The organism is Oceanobacillus longus (genome assembly GCF_042650085.1).
Taxonomy (GTDB): Bacteria; Bacillota; Bacilli; order Bacillales; family Amphibacillaceae; genus Oceanobacillus; species Oceanobacillus longus.
Window position 1 is genome coordinate 353,493 of the sequence record NZ_JBHSAO010000011.1, and the last position, 18,959, is coordinate 372,451.

At 34.9% G+C, this 18,959-nt stretch carries 16 protein-coding genes; 13 read left to right on the forward strand and 3 right to left on the reverse strand.

Going from position 1 to position 18,959, the window contains the following annotated elements; translation table 11 throughout:
• Positions 1 to 2: 2 nt before the first annotated feature.
• Together ACFOUV_RS15610 and ACFOUV_RS15615 are read right to left on the reverse strand one after the other, a co-directional pair.
• Positions 3 to 899, reverse strand: a complete 897-nt coding sequence (locus tag ACFOUV_RS15610; protein ID WP_379497712.1) for an NAD(P)-dependent oxidoreductase — start codon at positions 897 to 899, stop codon at positions 3 to 5.
• A 15-nt stretch (positions 900 to 914) separates the two neighbouring features.
• Entirely contained in the window at positions 915 to 2,399 is a 1,485-nt protein-coding gene (locus tag ACFOUV_RS15615; RefSeq protein WP_379497713.1) for an aldehyde dehydrogenase, read from the reverse strand.
• Between the two features lie 142 nt (positions 2,400 to 2,541).
• On the opposite strand from ACFOUV_RS15615, the gene ACFOUV_RS15620 reads away from it, so the two are divergent.
• From ACFOUV_RS15620 to ACFOUV_RS15665, 10 genes are all read left to right on the forward strand, one after another.
• Positions 2,542 to 3,408, forward strand: coding sequence for a LysR family transcriptional regulator (locus tag ACFOUV_RS15620; protein ID WP_379497714.1), 867 nt, complete (start codon positions 2,542 to 2,544; stop codon positions 3,406 to 3,408).
• Positions 3,409 to 3,565: 157 nt separating this feature from the next.
• Complete coding sequence (tcuA, locus tag ACFOUV_RS15625) at positions 3,566 to 5,062, forward strand: FAD-dependent tricarballylate dehydrogenase TcuA (protein WP_379497715.1); 1,497 nt, start codon at positions 3,566 to 3,568, stop codon at positions 5,060 to 5,062.
• 379 nt (positions 5,063 to 5,441) lie between these two features.
• Entirely contained in the window at positions 5,442 to 5,750 is a 309-nt protein-coding gene (locus ACFOUV_RS15630; protein ID WP_379497716.1) for a hypothetical protein, read from the forward strand.
• Positions 5,751 to 5,874: 124 nt separating this feature from the next.
• On the forward strand, positions 5,875 to 6,372 hold the full coding sequence (locus ACFOUV_RS15635) for a hypothetical protein (protein WP_379497717.1): 498 nt from the start codon (positions 5,875 to 5,877) through the stop codon (positions 6,370 to 6,372).
• 1,106 nt (positions 6,373 to 7,478) lie between these two features.
• Complete coding sequence (locus ACFOUV_RS15640) at positions 7,479 to 8,375, forward strand: VOC family protein (protein ID WP_379497718.1); 897 nt, start codon at positions 7,479 to 7,481, stop codon at positions 8,373 to 8,375.
• A 137-nt stretch (positions 8,376 to 8,512) separates the two neighbouring features.
• Complete coding sequence (mhpA, locus tag ACFOUV_RS15645; RefSeq protein WP_379497719.1) at positions 8,513 to 10,015, forward strand: bifunctional 3-(3-hydroxy-phenyl)propionate/3-hydroxycinnamic acid hydroxylase MhpA; 1,503 nt, start codon at positions 8,513 to 8,515, stop codon at positions 10,013 to 10,015.
• Between the two features lie 301 nt (positions 10,016 to 10,316).
• Positions 10,317 to 11,351 (forward strand): TRAP transporter substrate-binding protein DctP, encoded by a 1,035-nt coding sequence (gene dctP / locus ACFOUV_RS15650; RefSeq protein WP_379497720.1) that lies wholly within the window; start codon positions 10,317 to 10,319, stop codon positions 11,349 to 11,351.
• 66 nt (positions 11,352 to 11,417) lie between these two features.
• Complete coding sequence (locus tag ACFOUV_RS15655) at positions 11,418 to 11,915, forward strand: TRAP transporter small permease (RefSeq protein WP_379497721.1); 498 nt, start codon at positions 11,418 to 11,420, stop codon at positions 11,913 to 11,915.
• A 7-nt stretch (positions 11,916 to 11,922) separates the two neighbouring features.
• Positions 11,923 to 13,239, forward strand: coding sequence for a TRAP transporter large permease (locus ACFOUV_RS15660; RefSeq protein WP_379497722.1), 1,317 nt, complete (start codon positions 11,923 to 11,925; stop codon positions 13,237 to 13,239).
• Positions 13,240 to 13,416: 177 nt separating this feature from the next.
• The gene (locus tag ACFOUV_RS15665) at positions 13,417 to 14,142 is read left to right on the forward strand and encodes a FadR/GntR family transcriptional regulator (protein ID WP_379497723.1); all 726 of its coding nucleotides are present in this window, start codon (positions 13,417 to 13,419) and stop codon (positions 14,140 to 14,142) included.
• 329 nt (positions 14,143 to 14,471) lie between these two features.
• Here ACFOUV_RS15665 and ACFOUV_RS15670 read toward each other — a convergent pair whose 3' ends face one another.
• Positions 14,472 to 14,648 carry a hypothetical protein gene (locus ACFOUV_RS15670; protein WP_379497724.1) on the reverse strand — a complete coding sequence of 59 codons (177 nt, stop codon included), beginning with the start codon at positions 14,646 to 14,648 and terminating at the stop codon, positions 14,472 to 14,474.
• An 821-nt stretch (positions 14,649 to 15,469) separates the two neighbouring features.
• Between ACFOUV_RS15670 and ACFOUV_RS15675 the strand changes: the two genes are divergently transcribed.
• The 3 genes from ACFOUV_RS15675 to ACFOUV_RS15685 all read left to right on the forward strand — a co-directional run bounded on the left by ACFOUV_RS15675 (position 15,470) and on the right by ACFOUV_RS15685 (position 18,931).
• Complete coding sequence (locus tag ACFOUV_RS15675) at positions 15,470 to 16,234, forward strand: gluconate 2-dehydrogenase subunit 3 family protein (protein ID WP_379497725.1); 765 nt, start codon at positions 15,470 to 15,472, stop codon at positions 16,232 to 16,234.
• A gap of 118 nt (positions 16,235 to 16,352) precedes the next feature.
• Positions 16,353 to 18,101 (forward strand): GMC family oxidoreductase, encoded by a 1,749-nt coding sequence (locus ACFOUV_RS15680; protein ID WP_379497726.1) that lies wholly within the window; start codon positions 16,353 to 16,355, stop codon positions 18,099 to 18,101.
• 557 nt (positions 18,102 to 18,658) lie between these two features.
• On the forward strand, positions 18,659 to 18,931 hold the full coding sequence (locus tag ACFOUV_RS15685) for a hypothetical protein (RefSeq protein ID WP_379497727.1): 273 nt from the start codon (positions 18,659 to 18,661) through the stop codon (positions 18,929 to 18,931).
• Positions 18,932 to 18,959: the final 28 nt, after the last annotated feature.

Consider the following 18,959-nt stretch of genomic DNA (forward strand, 5'->3'; position numbering starts at 1 on the left):
TTTTAATTGATAATTAATTTGTTATTTGTATCTGTATACTTCATAAAATATTTTATAACTGATACAATATCTTCATCTCCAAAACCTTCATCAACAGATTTTTGGTAAAATTGATGGAGTACTTCTAATAATTCTATATTTAATTCCTCTTTCTTAGCCCATTCTATAGCTAACCTCAAATCCTTCAATCCTAGATTATTCGAAAATAATGGAGAATAATCTTCATCAATTACTTTGGGAAATCTCTTAACAAAATGATGCGATGTTCCACCAGTTTGCGATAGAACATTGTACATTAATTGAGGATCCATACCAACTTTTAAACCTAAGGAAAAAGAAGATGAGGCTACTAGTATATTTCCTAAAGTCATGATATTGTTCATTAACTTTAGTGCTTTTGCTTCTCCAATATTTTCCCCTATATAATGAATGTCTTTTCCAAGACATTCAAAAATAGGCAATTTACTTTGGTAAATCATTTCTTCTGAAGAGATAATAAAACTCAACTCTCCTTTGTCAACTTCATTTGGACCGCCACTTATTGGTGCTTCAATTATCTTGACATGATAAGGAGAGCACAATTCATACATTTTTTCGATAGTTTGAGGTAATATTGTACTGATTTCAATAATGGTTAAATGGTCCACTGAACCCAATTTAAGATTGCCTATGGTTTTAAGAACTGCTTCATCATTTGGTAGACTTATAATAAGAGTTGAAACATTGTTTAATATTTCTTGCGGTGTCTCAAAAGTTTTTCCACCTATCTTCTCTAATGATTTCCTTTTCTCATCGACTAAATCATATGCGTAGACATTATAATTTTGTTTTAATAATCTCTTCGCAACTGATCCACCGATTTGACCAAGACCGATGATACCTATATTTATATCTTTCACCGAATCACTCCAATTTTAATTTTGTATACTAAATGGGTCTCTTTCGTCATTTGATAAATTCACCATTATGTTTTTTACTTGTGTATATTCGTAGAGTGCTTCTTCACCTCTTTCTTTACCATATCCACTGGATTTAAACCCACCAAAAGGAGCCTGTGCAGCAGTTGACCTATACGTATTAATCCATATAGTTCCGGCCTGGATTTCATTTGCAACCCGATGCGCTTTTTTTATGTTTTCCGTCCAGATTCCAGCAGCCAATCCAAACTGAGTTTCATTAGCCTTTCGAATTCCATCACTTTCATCTTTAAATGGGATAACACATAAAACTGGTCCGAAAATTTCTTTTTGAGCAATTATGCTCTCATTATCTACTGGAGCAAGAATTGTCGGTGGAATAAAATATCCTCCCTCTAGTTGCTGCAATTGATCTTTAAAATGTTCGTATCCTAAAACTACTTTAGTCTCAGGTTTAAAAGATTCTTTAATAATTTTCTGAATCATTTTGAATTGATTTTCGGTTGCTACAGGCCCCATTTCTGTATCCATCTCTAAAGGATTACCTAGTTTAATATGACTTGCTTTTTCTATTAACCGCTCTAAAAAATTATCATATATTGATTCTTGAACAAGAAGTCTCGATCCAGCAATGCAAGTCTGTCCGCTAGCTCCAAAAATTCCCGCCATAGCCCCTGAGAGAGCAGCATTCAAGTTAGCATCCTCAAAAATAATATTTGGTGATTTCCCTCCTAATTCTAGTGTGTTCTTAACCAAATTCGTACTAGCATTTTTAGCTATAATCTTTCCTGTTTCTGTTCCACCAGTAAAACTAACTTTTTGGATTTTAGCAGATTGAGTTAATTCATTTCCTGTTTTGTAGTCTCCTGTCACAACATTTACTACACCAGGAGGAAAGCCTGCTTCATCAATCAACTTTGCTAATTCTAACGTGGTGGCACTTGCATGTTCAGATGGCTTAATTACAACTGTATTTCCCGTAGCTAATGCCGGAGCTAATTTATTAGTCAATATTGAAATAGGAGAATTCCAAGAAGTTATTAATGCAACAACACCAAGTGGTTCCCTTTTGGTGTAATTAAATAAGTCATTATTGTCTAATGGAATAGTCTTTCCGTATATTTTGTCAGCGTATCCAGCGAAAAACCGATAATTTCTAGCCGCAAAATTCATTTGGGTTAAAGTTTCCCGGATGACTTTTCCATTATCTGTGGATTCTAATATTGCTAACTTATTTAAATTTCTCTCTATAAGCTCTGCAAGATTATTCAATAACTGAGCTCTTTCTTTTCCGCTTACATTTTTCCATGAATCAAATGCTTTACTAGCTGCATCTACTGCATCATGCACATCTTTTGAAGACGCCTGCGTAATTTTTGCCCATTCTTTTTGATTAAAAGGATTGACTGAAGAAAAATACTCTCTCTCTTCTCCTTCTCTCCATCTGCCATTAATATATAAATTGTACTTATCGATTGCCATTACCTCCTCGGAAAACGCATACATTTTAATTGTATGGAACCTTTGCTATAAAATATAATTTATTATACTATGATTAATAATGCAAATACATAAAATTTATTGAATTTAATAAAAAACACTTATGGATAAATAGGAGGTACTTATGAATTTTAAAGATTTATATATGTTAAAGGTTCTATCGAAGGAAAGAAATATTACCAAAACAGCTGAAAAATTATTTGTATCTCAACCTTCTCTTACGTATAAAATCAAATCAATAGAAGAAGAATTAGACACTAAAATTTTAGTGAGATCTAAAAAGGGAATTAAATTTACTGCAGAAGGGGATTATCTTATCCAATATGCAGAAAAAGTTCTTTATGATTATCAGAAATTAAAAGATCATTTACAAAACAGTAATACGTTTGAACAAGGTATTATTCGACTAGGCGTTTCTCAAAATTTAGCAAGATATGCATTACCAGATATATTGCAACAATTTTTAGATGTTTATAGTAAAGTACAATTTAACGTTGTTACCTCATGGAGCCAATCTGTTCTTAAAATGATAGAGGAAGATGAGGTGGCTTTAGCAATTATTAGAGGAAAGGTCATTTGGAAACATGAAAAGCATTTATTGGATAAAGAAACAATTTGCATTATTTATAAAGGTGGTATAGATATTGCAAATTTACCTTATATACCAAGAATCAATTTTAAAACTGACCCCGCGTTGCAACAAACAATTGATAACTGGTGGAAAGAAAATTATAATGAACCTCCATTTGTCACAATGGATATAGATAATGTGGAAACATGTATTGAGTTAGTAGAGAAAGGTCTTGGTTATGCAATTATCCCAAGCATTGGACTTAAAAAACATAGAAATCTCAATCAAGTTCCTCTCAAAGAAACTAACGGTCAACCGATTTTAAGAGAAACATGGTTACTATATAGAAAGGAAGAGCAACAATATCCAATTATTAATAAATTTATTGAATTCTTGAAAAGTAACTATAGCTCTTTATAAATTATAGCTACTAAATACTGATGATGAAAATAACTTAAACATAAAAAAAAATTATGGATCTCTATAAAAATTAAGTATTTCACTTATATTTATTTCTGTTTTAATCTATTCTCATGAACTATTCAGAAAATAAATTTATTGTAGAGGAGATCAAATTATGGGAAAGTATGATGTAGTAGTTATCGGAACGGGGAATGCTGCATTAAGTGCAGCCCTCTCAGCGAAGGAAAATAATAGTAGAGTACTTATACTTGAAAAGGGTCCAAAAGATAAAAGAGGGGGTAATTCATTTTTTACGGATGGTGCTATTCGTTTTGCATATGGGGATATTTATGGAATTCAGCAAGTAATACCTGAATTAACAGAGCAAGAAATAAAATCTATATCAATGCCAGTCTATAAAAATGAAGATTTCTACAATGATATTATGAGGGTTACTAAAAATGAAAGTAATCCCAAGTTAGCTGAACATTTAGTTAATAAATCATTTGAAACTATATTATGGATGAAAGATCAAGGAGTTGAATTTGAACTTAATGAAAACCAATACTTTAAAAGAAATAATGTCTTAGAATTTTGGGGAGGCCTACCTGTTAAAACAAAAGGAAAAGGAATTGGATTAATTGAAACTTTACTATCAAAAGTTGAAGAACAGGGTATTAATATAAAGTACGAAGCCAAAGCGGTAGGACTAGAAAAATCCTCTAATGAAATTAGTGGGATTTATTACGAAGGTACCGACGGGAACAAACATTTAATTGAAACTTCTTCGGTGGTACTAGCATGTGGAAGTTTTGAAGCTAATAAAGAAGAACGAATGAAGTTTCTGGGTAAAGAATGGGAAAACGCAGTCGTCAGAGGAACAGAATTCAATACTGGAGATGGATTGCGGATGGCTGTAGACGTCGGTGCTGAACGAGAAGGACACTATAACGGTTGCCATGCACACACAACAGATTATAATGCTCCTAGAGTAGGGGACTTTTCAAAACCTGGAGATATTTATAAAAAATCATCTTATCCATTAGGACTTATTATTAATAATAAAGGTAAAAGGTTTGTAGATGAAGGAGCAGATTTTAGAAACTATACTTATGCTAAATATGGAAGGGAAACCTTAAAGCAACCAGATCAAAAAGCCTTTCAAATTTATGACTCTCAAGTAAGTTCCATGTTAAGAGAGGAGTATGGGTTAGATGAAGCGACTAAAATCACTTCGGAAACATTAGAAGGATTAGCTGAAAAAATGGAAATTAATCCTACTCAATTTAAAAAGATGATTGAAGAATATAATGATAGTGTGCAGAATGGAGATTACAATCCTAGTATTAAGGATGGAAAATCGACAAAAAATATTACACCACCAAAATCAAATTGGGCATTAAAAATTGAGAAAGAACCTTTTTATGCTTTTCCAGTTACATGTGGAATTACTTTCTCATTTGGTGGTATTGCAACCAATACTAATGGGGAAGTTCTTGATACAAGTGGAAAGCCTATACTTGGTTTATACGCTGCGGGAGAAATGGTGGGTGGTTTATTTTATCATAATTACCCCGGTGGTTCTGGTCTTATGTCAGGCTCTGTATTTGGAAAAACAGCTGGTGCTTCAGCAGCGCAATATATAAATAATAGATCATTAAACTTATTATAAACTTAGAAAAATTCAAAGTCCCAGTCTCCTAAATTAAATGTACAGTCAGGTACTGGGATTTATACATATTCAGAATAATAAAAAGTGGGACACGGGACAGGTGTTGCTACCTAAAAATAAATATTTCTATGACTTAGACTGAGTGTTAGAGACACTTGGTCTTTTTTACTTAGAAAATATCAATGCAGGTGACTGCGCAACGTATTTCTCCCTTTTTAAGGCTATTATCTAGGTAGATCACGCAAGGAGCCACGCTCTATAGAGCCCTTTTTATGGATGAATGCAACTTTATTTCAAATGAGAAATATACAAATTAAATAAAAAAGTGTCTAACTTCGACAACCCCCACTGAAAATTGAACTTTCGGCGGGGGTTGTTTGTGTATTTTTTAAAAATTCCTAGGGGAAAAGAAAAAAGCCGCGAACAAACGAAGACGGAACTACAGGACGGCAATTATATTCGTAAAAGTCATGCGTCATATCCAATACCGAATGTACCCGACATCGTACTTGACGACCCCTTTCAATGGAGACAACTTAAATCACAACTAACCGAGAATCAGTGGAAGTGGATCTATTTTCACATCCTGGGGAACATGTCCATCAAAGACATCTTCAACCAAGAAAACACCACCCCCGAAGCCGTCAAAAGCTGGGGCAAACAAGTAAGAAAAAAACTAAAACGGTAGCACGGGGACGGTTCTTTTGCTTCCTTGGCGGACTGATGCCTCAGCCGGTACCTCTCGCTTCCCGAATTTTAGATGATTTTGTCGAGAGATTAATGGAATTATAGGGGCTGTTAAGGGCGTTGGATTGATTTTAAGTATGGTTCTAGCAGCTTCGCATCGTACGTATAGAAAATTATTTATTTTTGAAATGGTGGAATCAATGAATTACATCAAACAAGTCAATACATTTTATAATCATTTGGAAACGAATCCGCTGTCAGCTTCGGCAGCGAATCTTTGGCATGTGCTGATGCATGTCAATAATCGCGCAGGGTGGAGACAGGAGTTTACTGCTGCGATGTCAATGCTTTGTTATAAAGCAAATTTGACAGATAGCACGTTTAAACGGGAACGGAGGGAGCTGCAGGAGAAGGGATATATTCGTGTGAAGTCGCGAGGCGGAAATCGAGCAGCTTCTTATCAAATTGTTTCGTTAGATCGGATGGCGGAGGGTGAGGATCCGGATGCAGCGTTTTTGGATGAACGAGTGAATGAGAGTGATCCCGGGAGTGCAGCCTACCGTATGGACCGCAATATGGACCACAATTTGGACCACAATGGAGCGGGAATGCTGACCCATTAATTAAACGGGAGCATGAATCGTCGGGATTAGAGCAGGGTGCGGAGTGCGGAGTTGAAGGATGGTGTGGATAGGAGGTGGCGGCATATCGGGGTGGGGTGAGTTGATGCTATTTCTATAACTACAATCGAAATGAGATTGAAAAAGGGGGTATTTTAAAGTGGGATAAATTTTTGTTATGTTTTATGCCACCAAATACACAATGTTGTTTCGATTGTGATTGTGAAGGTATCTAAAAAGCAAAGCTTTTTAGATGGGAAAGGATTAGATTTTGGGCTTAATCTATTTTCACTAGATAAAGTGATTCGATTGTATACTGAATAAATGCAGCAACCTAATGATTATCAATGCCTAGAAGATACAGTCAAAGTTAGAAAATCTGTAATTGAAATAAAGGGATTTTATTTCAATTACAGATTTTAAATAAAAGCACCCTACAGCAAATGGACAAAGAACATAGAAAAGAAATGGTATATTAGCAAAACTTAAGGCGATGAAAGGAGTGTCACTGAGACAGTTTTCAAAGATAATAGGATTAATTAGGTGCCTGTCACTTTTTGGGATTTGTCGAAACCCGTCGAACGTTCACTAATCAACAGATTTTATGAATTAATGTTTAAAACTAAAAAGATTGAAAGTAAAATCTAGGGTTTATTTGACGCATCTGTTTATTAGTTCTAGTTTTTATCTGTAATATTAAGTTCATATACTTCATAGATTAAGTAAACGAAAAGGAATCTGTCATGACTAGTAGAATTGATTCAATTTTAAATTAGTTTATTCGGATGAAGGTTCTTTTATTTTAATCGTAAGTAAAGAGACCAGAAGAATTTATTCGCAATGTGAATAATAGCTTATTATGTCATTGTTCTCGCTATTGTAAAAAGAAAATGCTTTATTATAAATTTTCCTTATTCAGGAAAATTTATAAAGAAATAGTGGTAGCAATAATTTTTTGTGCATAAAAATCATAAAGAAATAATATTTATTAAAATATACAAATAAATAATATTTATCAAAATTACCTGATAGGGGTTGATTTAACATGAATTAAATACTTCCAGTAAACTGTTTAACCTCTAATAAATATAACTACACTGGAGTGAGTAATGGATATGAATAATATTAAAGTGTTTAGATTGGCATATGCGATGTTTGGAAGTTTAAACATTGAAAAGATGGTTCAGTATTATACAGAAACAATAGGCTACCGATTATCTGAAAAAACTGAAGATGGAAGTGCCTACCTAAGTAATGGTTTAGACCATCATAATATTGTATTAACTCCACATAAGCATAAAGGAATTAAGCGCTATGGTTATCAATTAGATGGAAAGCTATCTATAGGTGAAGTACAAGAAGAGTTAAAAAAGCAAGGTATACATTCTCAAATAAAATCAGACGAACAGCCTGGTGTAAGGGAAATGTTAGAAGTGAAAGACCCTGATGGGAATGTAATTGAATTATTTACAGAGATGGATATGCCAGCAACAGGTTATGGAAATACGGGTATTGTTCCACATAAGCTAGGACATATTGCTTTTTATGCAAAAAACATGCAGAAAACAATACAGTTTTATGAGGAAGCATTAGGATTCATGTTTACAGATACTATCGGTGATAACTTTGCTAATTTTTTAACATGTAATCATGATCACCACACATTAAATATCGTATCTTCAAATAAAAGTAATCAGTTACATCACATTGCATTCGAATTAAAAGATTCGAGTCATCAGTATCTGAGCTCAGAAGTCTTAGCGAAACATGGCTATGAAATAATTTGGGGACCATCAAGACATACTTCAGGACATAATATTGCTACCTATCATTATGATCCAGACGGAAATGTGGTTGAACTGTTTATTGATATGGATAGATATATTCCAGAGTTAGGAATCTTTGAACCTAAACCATGGCACGAAGAATTACCATTAACGCCAAGAAGATGGGAAGGTTTAAGTTCTTGGGGAACGGAGTTTGAAGTCGACTTAGCAAATGTATAACCCTGTTAATAAATCTTCGTAATTCGTTATATGAAAACGTTACCAAATTGTTAGATTACAAGTTTTTAATGGTTTATGGCTAGTTTCATTATTGTTTAACGTACTTTATTCAAGATCTTAGAAAAGGATGTGCTAAAATGATAAATTATGATTTTGATGTAGTTATTGTAGGCTGTGGACCAACTGGGGCGACTTTAGCAAATTTTTTGGGAGAGAAAGGCCTTCGTGTAGGAATTTTTGAAAAGGAGCCTACCGTTTATCATTCTCCTCGCGCTCAACATATGGACGGGGAAGTAATGCGTATCATGCAATCCATCGGTTTATCTGAAGAAGTACTGAAAATCACAAATCGTCCAAAAGGAATGCATTTTTATAATGATGAAGGAAAAACGCTAATGGAGTGGGAAATGCCGGAAGATCTTGGCCCTCTTGGATGGGGAAGTGACTATATGTTTTATCAACCAGAATTAGAAAAGGTTTTAAGAAAAGGACTAGAGAGATATGAGAATGTAAGTTTATTCCTACAACATGAAGTAATTGAAGTGTCCCAAGATGAAGAAAAAGCAGTGATTAAAGTTAGAGATGGAAATACGGAAACATATAAGGAAGTAACTACTTTGTATGCAGTAGGATGCGATGGAAGTAAGTCGATGGTACGTAAGGAAATGGGAACTAAATTTAACGATTATGGCATGCACCAGCCGTGGCTAATAATTGATATTTTAGCTAAACGTCCTCTGGACTTACCTGAATATCTCATTCAATATTGTGAACCTTCCCGTCCAATTACCTTTGTTCCAGTAGGGTTCGGAAGGTATCGTTGGGAAATAATGGAAATTACTGGTGATGATCAAACAGAAATGGAAAGAAAAGATAATATATGGGAAATTCTTAGTAGGTGGGTGACTCCAGAAGATGCAGATCTAGTGCGTGCGAAATTTTATACTTTCCACTCTCTTATAGTTGAGCATTGGGGTAAAGGGCGATTGTTTTTAGCTGGTGATGCTGCTCATTTAACTCCTCCATTTTTTGGTCAAGGTATGTGTTCTGGTATTAGGGATGCAGCGAATCTAGGATGGAAGTTACCAATGGTAATAAGGGGAGAAGCGGATCATAGTTTACTAGAATCGTATGAGCTGGAAAGAGAACCACATTTTCATTCCATTATGGATATGTCTATGAAATTGGGTAGTATTGTGCAAACAACCGATCCTGAAGTAGCAAAAAAACGCGATGAGAAAATGTTAGAAGGGAATGAAAAAATAGCAACCTTATCGTATCCTCTTGGAAGTGGATTACAAAATAATAAAGATAAACTCGCGGGTATCATTTCTCCTCAACCAAAGCTCAATGACGGGACAAGGATGGATGATTATGTAGGGAATAGATTTTCAGTAATTATCAAGGAAGAACTATTAGAAAATGTATCGGCTGAAACTAGAAAAATATGGGAAGAAGTAGATGCTAAAGTATTGTCAAATGAATGCGATGAAATCATGGATTACATGGATGACCAGAATATTAAAGCTATGATTATTAGACCAGATAGATATATTCTTGGAGTTGCGAATAATCATGAGGGACTTGATTTAATAAGTGTAAAGATACCTGTGAGAAACAAAGCATCTAATAGGAAGTGATATATTCTATAAGATCCCTGATGGAAAGTTAGCAACATGAATCTTATAGAAATATGCCAATAAATGAAAAGTAAGTGAGTGATGTTCTAGCGGTTTGTTAATATGAATACTTCAATCATCCAGATTGAAATTAGGTCATGCAACTGTAAACTAATAGACTTTTAACTTTATAGATTCAGATTTTTAATGCTAATGGCAAACTATGTTTAAAAGCTTTGATATATTCGAAAACGGTGCATGAGTCTTCTCAATTCTTATTACTGTCAAATATTCCATTAATTCTTTAAAAGGAGGAGCTTTAATGAAAAAAAGTAAGCCTGCCTTATTCAACATGTTCGTCTGTTTGGTGCCTTTCCTAATCATGTTAGTCGGCTGCACGAACAACACAGATGGTGTCGAGACAGTAGCAGATAATGAAGGTGATTCTGAAGAAGTCTATAATTTTGAGTTGGTTGCCTATATGGGATTTGACAATATACTTACAAAAGATGTAGTGCCAATGTGGATAGAAAAAATCGAAGAGAGCACAGCTGGAAGAGTGCAAATTGAATGGGTCGGTGGACACGAAGTCATACCGAGGGAAGAACAGTTTGATGCTGTAAGTAATGGTATTGTTGACGTATCATTTAATGCTTCTGCTTTTTTTTCACACATTATGCCAGAAGCAGATACGCTGCACTTATCTCCATACACACCTCATGAAGAACGAGAAAATGGATATTTTAATTACTTATCTGAGAAATTTGAGAATCACAATCTTAAATATCTAGGTCGTTATATTAGCGGTATGGGATTCTATTTATGGAGTAATGAGAAAATCGAAACCTTAGAGGATTTAAAGGGATTAAGTTTCAGAACATCGCCTGTTTACCAGGATATATTAGATCGACTTGGGGTGAACCCTGTATCCATCCCGCCTGCTGAAATATATACTGCTATCGATCGAAACATGGTGGATGGTTATGGATATCCTATTTTAGGGCCGTATGAAGATGGATTGACCGAAGTTACTAATTATATTATCAACGAGCCGTTTTTAAATAATAACAATGCGATATTTTTCAATATGGATGTATTTCAAACTCTTCCTTCTGAACTTCAAGAAACGTTACTAAAAGCGACAGAGGAATTTGAATATGATATGTTGGTTCATTTTGAAAAGGAAAGTGAGAGACAATGGGAGAACAGTCTGAAACATGTAGAAATCATTGATTTAGGTGATGAGGATAGTGAGAGATTCCAAGAAGTTGTTAACGATGTTTACTGGGAAAAATTTGAAAGCGACATACCTGATGAAGTAGACGTTATTAAGGAACTTTTCGATATAACGAACTAAAAAGAGGGTTATTTCAAGGGTTGTTTTGATTTTGAAAGCAACCCTTTCTAATAAAGGAGGGATATTATGTTATTCTTTTATTTTAATAGAATACTTACTTTTGTTGAAAACATTCTCGCTGCAATTGGTTGCATACTTCTCTTTGGAATGACCTTCTCTATTATTTTTGAAATATTTTCTAGGGCCTTTTTTGGAACTTCTTACTATTGGATTAATGAAATAAATGAGTATATGTTGCTATATCTGACTTTTCTTGGAGGTGCATATGTTCTTCGGAATAATGGACATGTTACCGTGGACATATTAGACACACTTTTAAGTGAAACGTACCGCAAATACTCAAAAATTCTAATTTATTTGCTAGGAATCATTGTATGTTTAGTTCTGGTTTACTACGGAACTTTAGTCACCTTAGATGCATTTGCACGTGATTTACGTAGCACGTCTCTCCTTGCCTATCCTCAAGCGTATATATATATCGCCATACCCGTTGGATCTTTAATAATGTTATTAGAGTTTTGTAGAAAAATACTTGCTTTACAATTCGATTCTGTTAAGGAGTGATTAGGCAATGGAATGGTGGCTATTGCTATTAATCATATTAATAGCACTGATTTTTCTTATGTTCATTCAGGTTCCGGTAGCATTTGCTTTCATATTAGTCAATATCGTAGCAGCATATTTTTTGTGGGGAGGAGAACAAGGGCTATTACTTGTAATAAAAAGTGTTAAAGATTCTCTTACAACGTTTACTTTACTGCCAATACCACTCTTTATTTTAATGGGAGAGATTATATTTCAATCTGGTATCGCCCCTAAAATGATTAATACATTAGACAAATGGTTAGGAAAGTTGCCAGGACGATTAAGTCTATTGTCAATTGGCGGAGGGGCAATGTTATCTACATTGACTGCATCTGCTATAGGGAGTACAGCAATGCTTGGATCAACTTTAATACCTGAAATGGAAAAGAAAAATTACAGTAAGGAATTTACAATAGGTCCGATACTGGCGAGTGGGGGATTAGCTGTCATGATTCCTCCTAGTGCATTAGGAGTGCTTATGGCTTCGATGAGTGGTATATCGGTTGGGGCTTTTCTAATTGCAATTATTGTTCCTGGAATATTAATGGCTTTACTCTTTTCAGTGTATGTCATCGTCAGAGCCAAAATACAACCCCATATGGCTCCAGCCTATGATATTGAGATGATTTCTATAAGAGAAAGATTAAAACTTACCGCGAAGTACATCTTGCCATTAAGTCTTATTATACTATTTGTAATTGGATCCATATTCTTAGGAATTGCATCCCCTACTGAAGCTGCTGCATTAGGTGTACTAGGAAGCATTATACTTGCTATTGGATATAATAGTTTTAATAAAAAAGTGATAGTTACCTCTTTTATCAAATCATTAAACATTTCCGTAATGATTTTAATTATTGTTTCCGGTTCAAAAGTATTTAGTCAAGTATTATCCTATTCAGGAGCAACAAGAGGCCTAGTGAGTATTGTAGGCAATCTAAACTTCGCCCCTGTTATCATCTTATTAATTATGATTTTAATCGTTCTTATCATGGGTTCTTTTATGGAACCATTGTCTATAATGATGGTTACCATTCCTATTTTTATTCCTATAGTAGAAATTCTGGAGATTAACTTATTATGGCTAGCGGTCTTATTACTTATTGCCATTGAAATAGGAAATATATCTCCACCATTTGGAATTGGTTTATTTGTTATGAAAGGAGTGGCTCCTAAAGGGACGATTATGATGGATATATATAAAGCATCCATTCCCTTTGTTTTACTTAATTTGTTTTTAATCGTAATTATTATTGTATTTCCAGATTTGGTTACATTTTTACCCGATGTAATGAGAGAGTGATTTGACGGATCTAATAATATATCAATTCAGAAAATATAAAAAATACACCGTAATTATTTATACAAATATATATAGCTTATAGCATATTATAAAATAATAGTTATCAGAAATAAACAATAAGTATTATTTTATAAATTACTATTGGAGTTGGTGACTAATGTGAGAAAAGGTGGAGACATGAGAACAAGAAGTAAAGAAATAGTTAATATTATTGGAAGAAAAATTGTTAATGGTTCCATAAGGGATGGAGAGGTATTGCCTAAGGTAGAAGACTTAAGTAAAGACTACGGTGTTAGCCGGACCGTAATAAGAGAAGCACTTCAAAATCTTTCGGCAAGAGGGTTAATAAGGTCCATTCAAAGATCGGGAACAGTAGTTTTACCAAGTGATGAATGGCAATGGTGGGATTTAGATGTGATTACTTGGCTAAGTGATTACCAAGGAAAAGATGGTCAATTTTTTCTTGATATGACACAGGTAAGACTGGGAATAGAACCCCTAGCAGCAGAATTGGCAGCAATAAATGCTACTTACAGAGATAGAGAGGAGTTGACCGCTTGTTATAAGAAACTTGAAATGACAATAAATGATACGAAGAAATGGGCCCTTGCCGACTATCAATTTCACTTAAAGATTATCGAAGCTTCTCATAACACATTGATGATTAGTTTATTAAAATTACTTCATAAGGGACTAATTATAAGTAGAGAAAAAAGCTTAGAAGCGCTGAATAAAAATCCAGATTTGTATCAGGACAAACCATCATATGAGGTTTTAAGAAGACATGAGGATTTATACAACGCTATTATATCAGGTGATGCTGAAGCCGCTAAATCAATTATGACAGATATGATATGGGTAGTTAAAACAGTATTTGAAAGAACTCTCAATGACAATAATTAGAAGATGAAAGGGGAGAATATTGTGGAATTTAAGTCGTTCATTTAAAATAATACGTATTTCAACATCATCCACATTATTGATGAAAAAGCTTCTGTAAGTAAAACCGATAATTATTGTCTTATTAACTGTTTATGAACTATTCTTTTAGAATGCAAAATTAAAACTCTTTTGTAGAAGATTTGGGAACAAGTATGGTCTCACTTCTACGATAGGAGTTTTTTTGTAAATAAAGAATCCACTAAAAGGCTAATGGGCAGATCAAGAATCCTAGTTGATTCACATAAAAATGACACTGGTGTGATGCTCAACCGAGGGAAGTCTGAATTCAGTTAATACGCAGTTGGCTCTATTGCCCCTTGAAGCCCTGCGCCTGCTTTCTTACATTGGTTTATCCATTCCTCATCAACATTAGTTCCTTTAAAATATCTTTTTATAGTTGCTGGCGTAACGTTACATAAACGTGCAATTTCTTTTACTTCAATCTCCTCTTTCAAATCTAATATCATTTTCATCCCCGTTATCTTTTAATAGCTTATTCCACTAGGAGATTATCTTATTACTTAATTTTAAAGATAGTAAAATTTCCATTTAAGAGGAGCTATTGTGTTTTTAGAGACGGGAACAAGAAAAGCCATTTAACGACATCGCTAGAAAGGGCTGGTTCATCATACAATATATAACATGTTTACCACATAAACCTAACAATAGAGCGTGTTAACCCACTTTTCAAAGAACATAAAAAGTAATAAGGTTCAAAACTATTTGACAAAATAGTTTGGAAGTCCTAAACTATAATAAGCCTTATATTATAAAAATTATAATAATTGTTGGTAAATAAATATCATAAATATTTTATTCATTTATTGTAGGGCAGCTCAATATTTTAAAACTTATAACAAATATGAACTGATATAGAAATTAGTTTCCAACCTATATCATTATGGTTTTAATAACCGACATGGATATTAGCTGTAAGGATTTAAGAATTCCTTAAAGGGCATGGGGCAGTTTAATGCTTCTTAGCTGGTAACCCTTCTTGAGAAATTTACCTTCCCAGGCTTTTAATCTAGTAGTTCAAATTATTTATGCAGAATTAAAGAGAATCTATTTTTGATAGCTTGATTACTTTATTTGAAAACGCAATCATTGTATATTGCAACTAAATGTATGACCATGAATAAAGTAATAAGCATAAAGAAGATGAATTGTACGAATTCGGGGGCTAATTACATAATCGACTGAAGAATTTTTAACCACTTCCTATGCGATATGCGCTACTTGTCACCTCTCTTTACTTCTAATTTCAAAAGAATTGGAGGCTTTTTTTATGTCAACGAATGATCAAAAGGAACTAGATGCAATTGGTTCATCAAGACGTAAATTCTTGAAAAACTCTGGGATTGCTGCTGGGGGTATTGCTGTCGGTGGAGTATTAGGCAGTATTATTGGAATTGATGGTAAAAGTGAACCAGAACCAGCAACCACCGCTACAAAAGCAACTACACAAACAGAAAATCATAACCAGGCGTTAATGTACTTTACACCAGAACAGTTTGCGATTACAGATGCAGCAACTGAACGCATTTTCCCAAAGGATGATCATGGACCAGGTGCGAAAGAATTATTAATTGCCTATTATATCGACCATCAATTAGCGGGTGGTTGGGGTACTGGAGCAACAGAATATACTTCTGGACCATTTTTCCCTGGTGAGCCTACACAAGGTTATCAAGGTCGTCTGAATAGACAACAAATCTTTACCATTGGCTTAAAAGGGATACAAGATTATAGTCAAAAGACATATCAGAAGAATTTCCCGGAGCTTACAGCAGAAGAACAGGATGCTGTTTTAACAGCGTTTGCTGATGGAAATGTAAGTTTAAGTGGACCAACTTCCTCCCATTTCTTTAGTGAATTGCGTGCAGCAACACTTGAAGGTGCATACTCGGACCCATTATATGGCGGTAATGCTGGAATGGCTGGGTGGGAGATGAAGAACTTCCCAGGACATCAGATGAGCTATGTTGATATTATCGAAGAAGAGTTTACGGAAATTAAACCATTGGCATTGAACTCGCAGCACAATCATTAAGCTTTTGGAAAACGGTTTCTTCTTGATTTTAGATACTTTCGAATTGTTTTATGGTTAATGTTCTGTAGTTTGAAAAGAACTTTATAAATATATAAATTTTTAGAAGGGGGAATTATCGATGGCTACAAAGTTACCAAAAACGGACGCCGTAATTATTGGAGTTGGTTGGGCTGGGGGAATTATTTCTTCCGAGCTGACAAAAGCAGGGTTAAAGGTTGTAGGTATTGAACGTGGGGGCGACAGAAAAACAGAAGACTATTTTATGATGCATGATGAACTGAGATACGCGCAAAGACATGGCATGATGCAAGATCTATCGAAAGAAACCGTTACATTTCGAAATAATGAAGGGATGCGTGCACTCCCCATGAGAAGATACGGTTCTTTCTTGCTAGGAGATGGTGTAGGTGGTGCAGGCGTACACTGGAACGGGCAGAATTTCCGCTTCTTACCATATGATTTCGAAATACGTAGTAAGACGATTGAAAAATACGGGGAAGGTAAAATTCCTAAAGATATGACAATCCAGGATTGGGGTATCACCTATGATGAAATTGAACCGTATTATGATACATATGAAAAAATGGCTGGTATTTCAGGGGAAGATAACCCTTTAGGTGGGCATCGTTCGAATCCATTTCCAACACCGCCAATGAAAAAGTCAGTCAACATGAAATTATTCGAGGAAGCGGCAAAAAAGCTAGGATTAAATCCATATGTGCAACCGTCCGCAAACTTATCGGAAGACTATACGAACCCAGACGGTATTTCCCGAGTTGCTTGTCAATATTGTGGGTTCTGTGAACGTTTTGGTTGTGAGTATGGTGCAAAAGCAGACCCGATTGTTACGGTATTACCTGTGGCAAAGGAAACAGGGAACTTTGAATTGCGTGCCCATTCTTATGTAACACGTATTCTTCATGATGGTAATGGGAAGGCTACTGGCGTTTTGTATACGGATTTGAATACAGGTGAGGAATTTGAACAGCCTGCAGATATCGTTGTCTTAACAAGCTATGTCTTTAATAACGTACGCCTTCTTCTATTATCTGAACTTGGAAAAGTCTATAATCCAGCAGACGGTACAGGTTCGATTGGTAAAAACTATGCGTATCAAATCAGAAAAGGGAAAGCAACTGGATTCTTTGATGATAAGAAATTCAATATGTTTGCTGGTGCAGGTGGTTTAGGGATTCTTGTGGATGATTATAACGGCGATAATTTTGACCATACCGATTTAGACTTTATTCATGGTGGAATGATTATTCATCAGCAAACAGGTCAAAGACCAATTGCAAATAACCCGGTCCCATCTGGAACACCGTCATGGGGTGAGGAATTTAAAGATGCTTCCATAAAGTATACAAACGCTACACTAACTGTAAGTGGTGAAGGGGCATCCATGGCCTTTAAAGATCATTACCTTGATCTTGATCCAACGTATAAAGATTCATTCGGTGATCCATTAATTCGTCTGACGTATGATTTCAAGGAACAAGACCGAAAGTTAGCGAAGTACTTAGCCGAGAGATGTGAAGAAATTCTTATTGAAATGGGTGCAGATCATGTGGATACGATGCAAGAGTTAGAGCCATATGATGTAGCTGTATACCAATCCACACATAATACTGGAGGGGTTATCATGGGTGCCGACCCTGAAACTTCTGCAGTCAATAATTACTCGCAAATGTGGGATGTCGAGAATCTATTTGTTGTTGGTGCATCATCATTTCCACAAAATGCTGGATATAATCCAACAGGTACAGTAGGTGCATTATCTTACCGTGCAGCTGAGGGGATTGTGGAGTATTTGAAAAATGGTGGTGGACGATTGGTTCAAGGTAAGAAGGAGAGACAGAGCGTGTAATGGTGGACCACAGGGACAGGTTCATTGGTCCTATTTTATAGATGACCCAGTAAACCTGTCCCCATGTCCCACCTAGAGATAAGTTTTCAGAATCGAAGGAAGATGTTATAGTTAAGTTTCTTAAGTAATTTAACTGTAAGGGGAAGTTTAAAATGTCAGTAATTGATTTCCAAGCAGCGCGAAAGTGGTCTAAGGTTCCTAAAGATGCACAAGAACTGCTCCTTAATAACGTGTTCTGTTCACATTGCTTTGAGACAACTATCGTAGACTATACACTCCATAATAATGAATATGGTGTCCTTCTCAAAGGTAAGTGCAAAAAATGCGGGGGAGACGTAGCGAGACTTGTGGAAGATGCATAGAAGCAGAAAAGACTGACAGAGCATACTGTCAGTCTTTTTACGATTAATTTAGTCCTTTTCCCTAGCCTCAATTATAATCCCACAAAGGTTCCTGTACCAAAATGTCTCATAAAAACATGTGCTGTTTTATCTGTTATGTAAACCGTTTTATATTATTCGCATCACTTAGTAATAGATTTAAAGGAGAAAATTATAATGAAAATACCATTTGAAAAATATACGGTATATGTCACTTTTGACGATGGTAAAATTTATGAATTAAAGGAAGATTTTTCGAAAGAATTAGTAAGCGATATGAAAATGTCAACTTTGGAGAATCCAACATTGGTACTTCATAAACAACAGTTGGATGAAGCAAAAACTTTTTACAAAGAAAGTTCTGTTAAACTTGATAATGAAACATGGAATAATTACTATAAAATTGGTTTTATCACGCTACAAGAATTAAAGGCGTTCACTTCTAAATAGCATTTAAATTCTTTTGCTAGATAGGGTT

What these genes read in the sequence shown, in the direction of transcription:
- ACFOUV_RS15615 (WP_379497713.1), bottom strand. Translation starts at nt 2,399, where the DNA reads ATGGCAATCGATAAGTACAATTTATATATTAATGGCAGATGGAGAGAA.
- ACFOUV_RS15620 (WP_379497714.1), top strand. Translation starts at nt 2,542, where the DNA reads ATGAATTTTAAAGATTTATATATGTTAAAGGTTCTATCGAAGGAAAGA.
- tcuA (WP_379497715.1), top strand. Translation starts at nt 3,566, where the DNA reads ATGGGAAAGTATGATGTAGTAGTTATCGGAACGGGGAATGCTGCATTA.
- ACFOUV_RS15640 (WP_379497718.1), top strand. Translation starts at nt 7,479, where the DNA reads ATGGATATGAATAATATTAAAGTGTTTAGATTGGCATATGCGATGTTT.
- mhpA (WP_379497719.1), top strand. Translation starts at nt 8,513, where the DNA reads ATGATAAATTATGATTTTGATGTAGTTATTGTAGGCTGTGGACCAACT.
- dctP (WP_379497720.1), top strand. Translation starts at nt 10,317, where the DNA reads ATGAAAAAAAGTAAGCCTGCCTTATTCAACATGTTCGTCTGTTTGGTG.
- ACFOUV_RS15655 (WP_379497721.1), top strand. Translation starts at nt 11,418, where the DNA reads ATGTTATTCTTTTATTTTAATAGAATACTTACTTTTGTTGAAAACATT.
- ACFOUV_RS15660 (WP_379497722.1), top strand. Translation starts at nt 11,923, where the DNA reads ATGGAATGGTGGCTATTGCTATTAATCATATTAATAGCACTGATTTTT.
- ACFOUV_RS15665 (WP_379497723.1), top strand. Translation starts at nt 13,417, where the DNA reads ATGAGAACAAGAAGTAAAGAAATAGTTAATATTATTGGAAGAAAAATT.
- ACFOUV_RS15670 (WP_379497724.1), bottom strand. Translation starts at nt 14,648, where the DNA reads ATGATATTAGATTTGAAAGAGGAGATTGAAGTAAAAGAAATTGCACGT.
- ACFOUV_RS15675 (WP_379497725.1), top strand. Translation starts at nt 15,470, where the DNA reads ATGTCAACGAATGATCAAAAGGAACTAGATGCAATTGGTTCATCAAGA.
- ACFOUV_RS15680 (WP_379497726.1), top strand. Translation starts at nt 16,353, where the DNA reads ATGGCTACAAAGTTACCAAAAACGGACGCCGTAATTATTGGAGTTGGT.
- ACFOUV_RS15685 (WP_379497727.1), top strand. Translation starts at nt 18,659, where the DNA reads ATGAAAATACCATTTGAAAAATATACGGTATATGTCACTTTTGACGAT.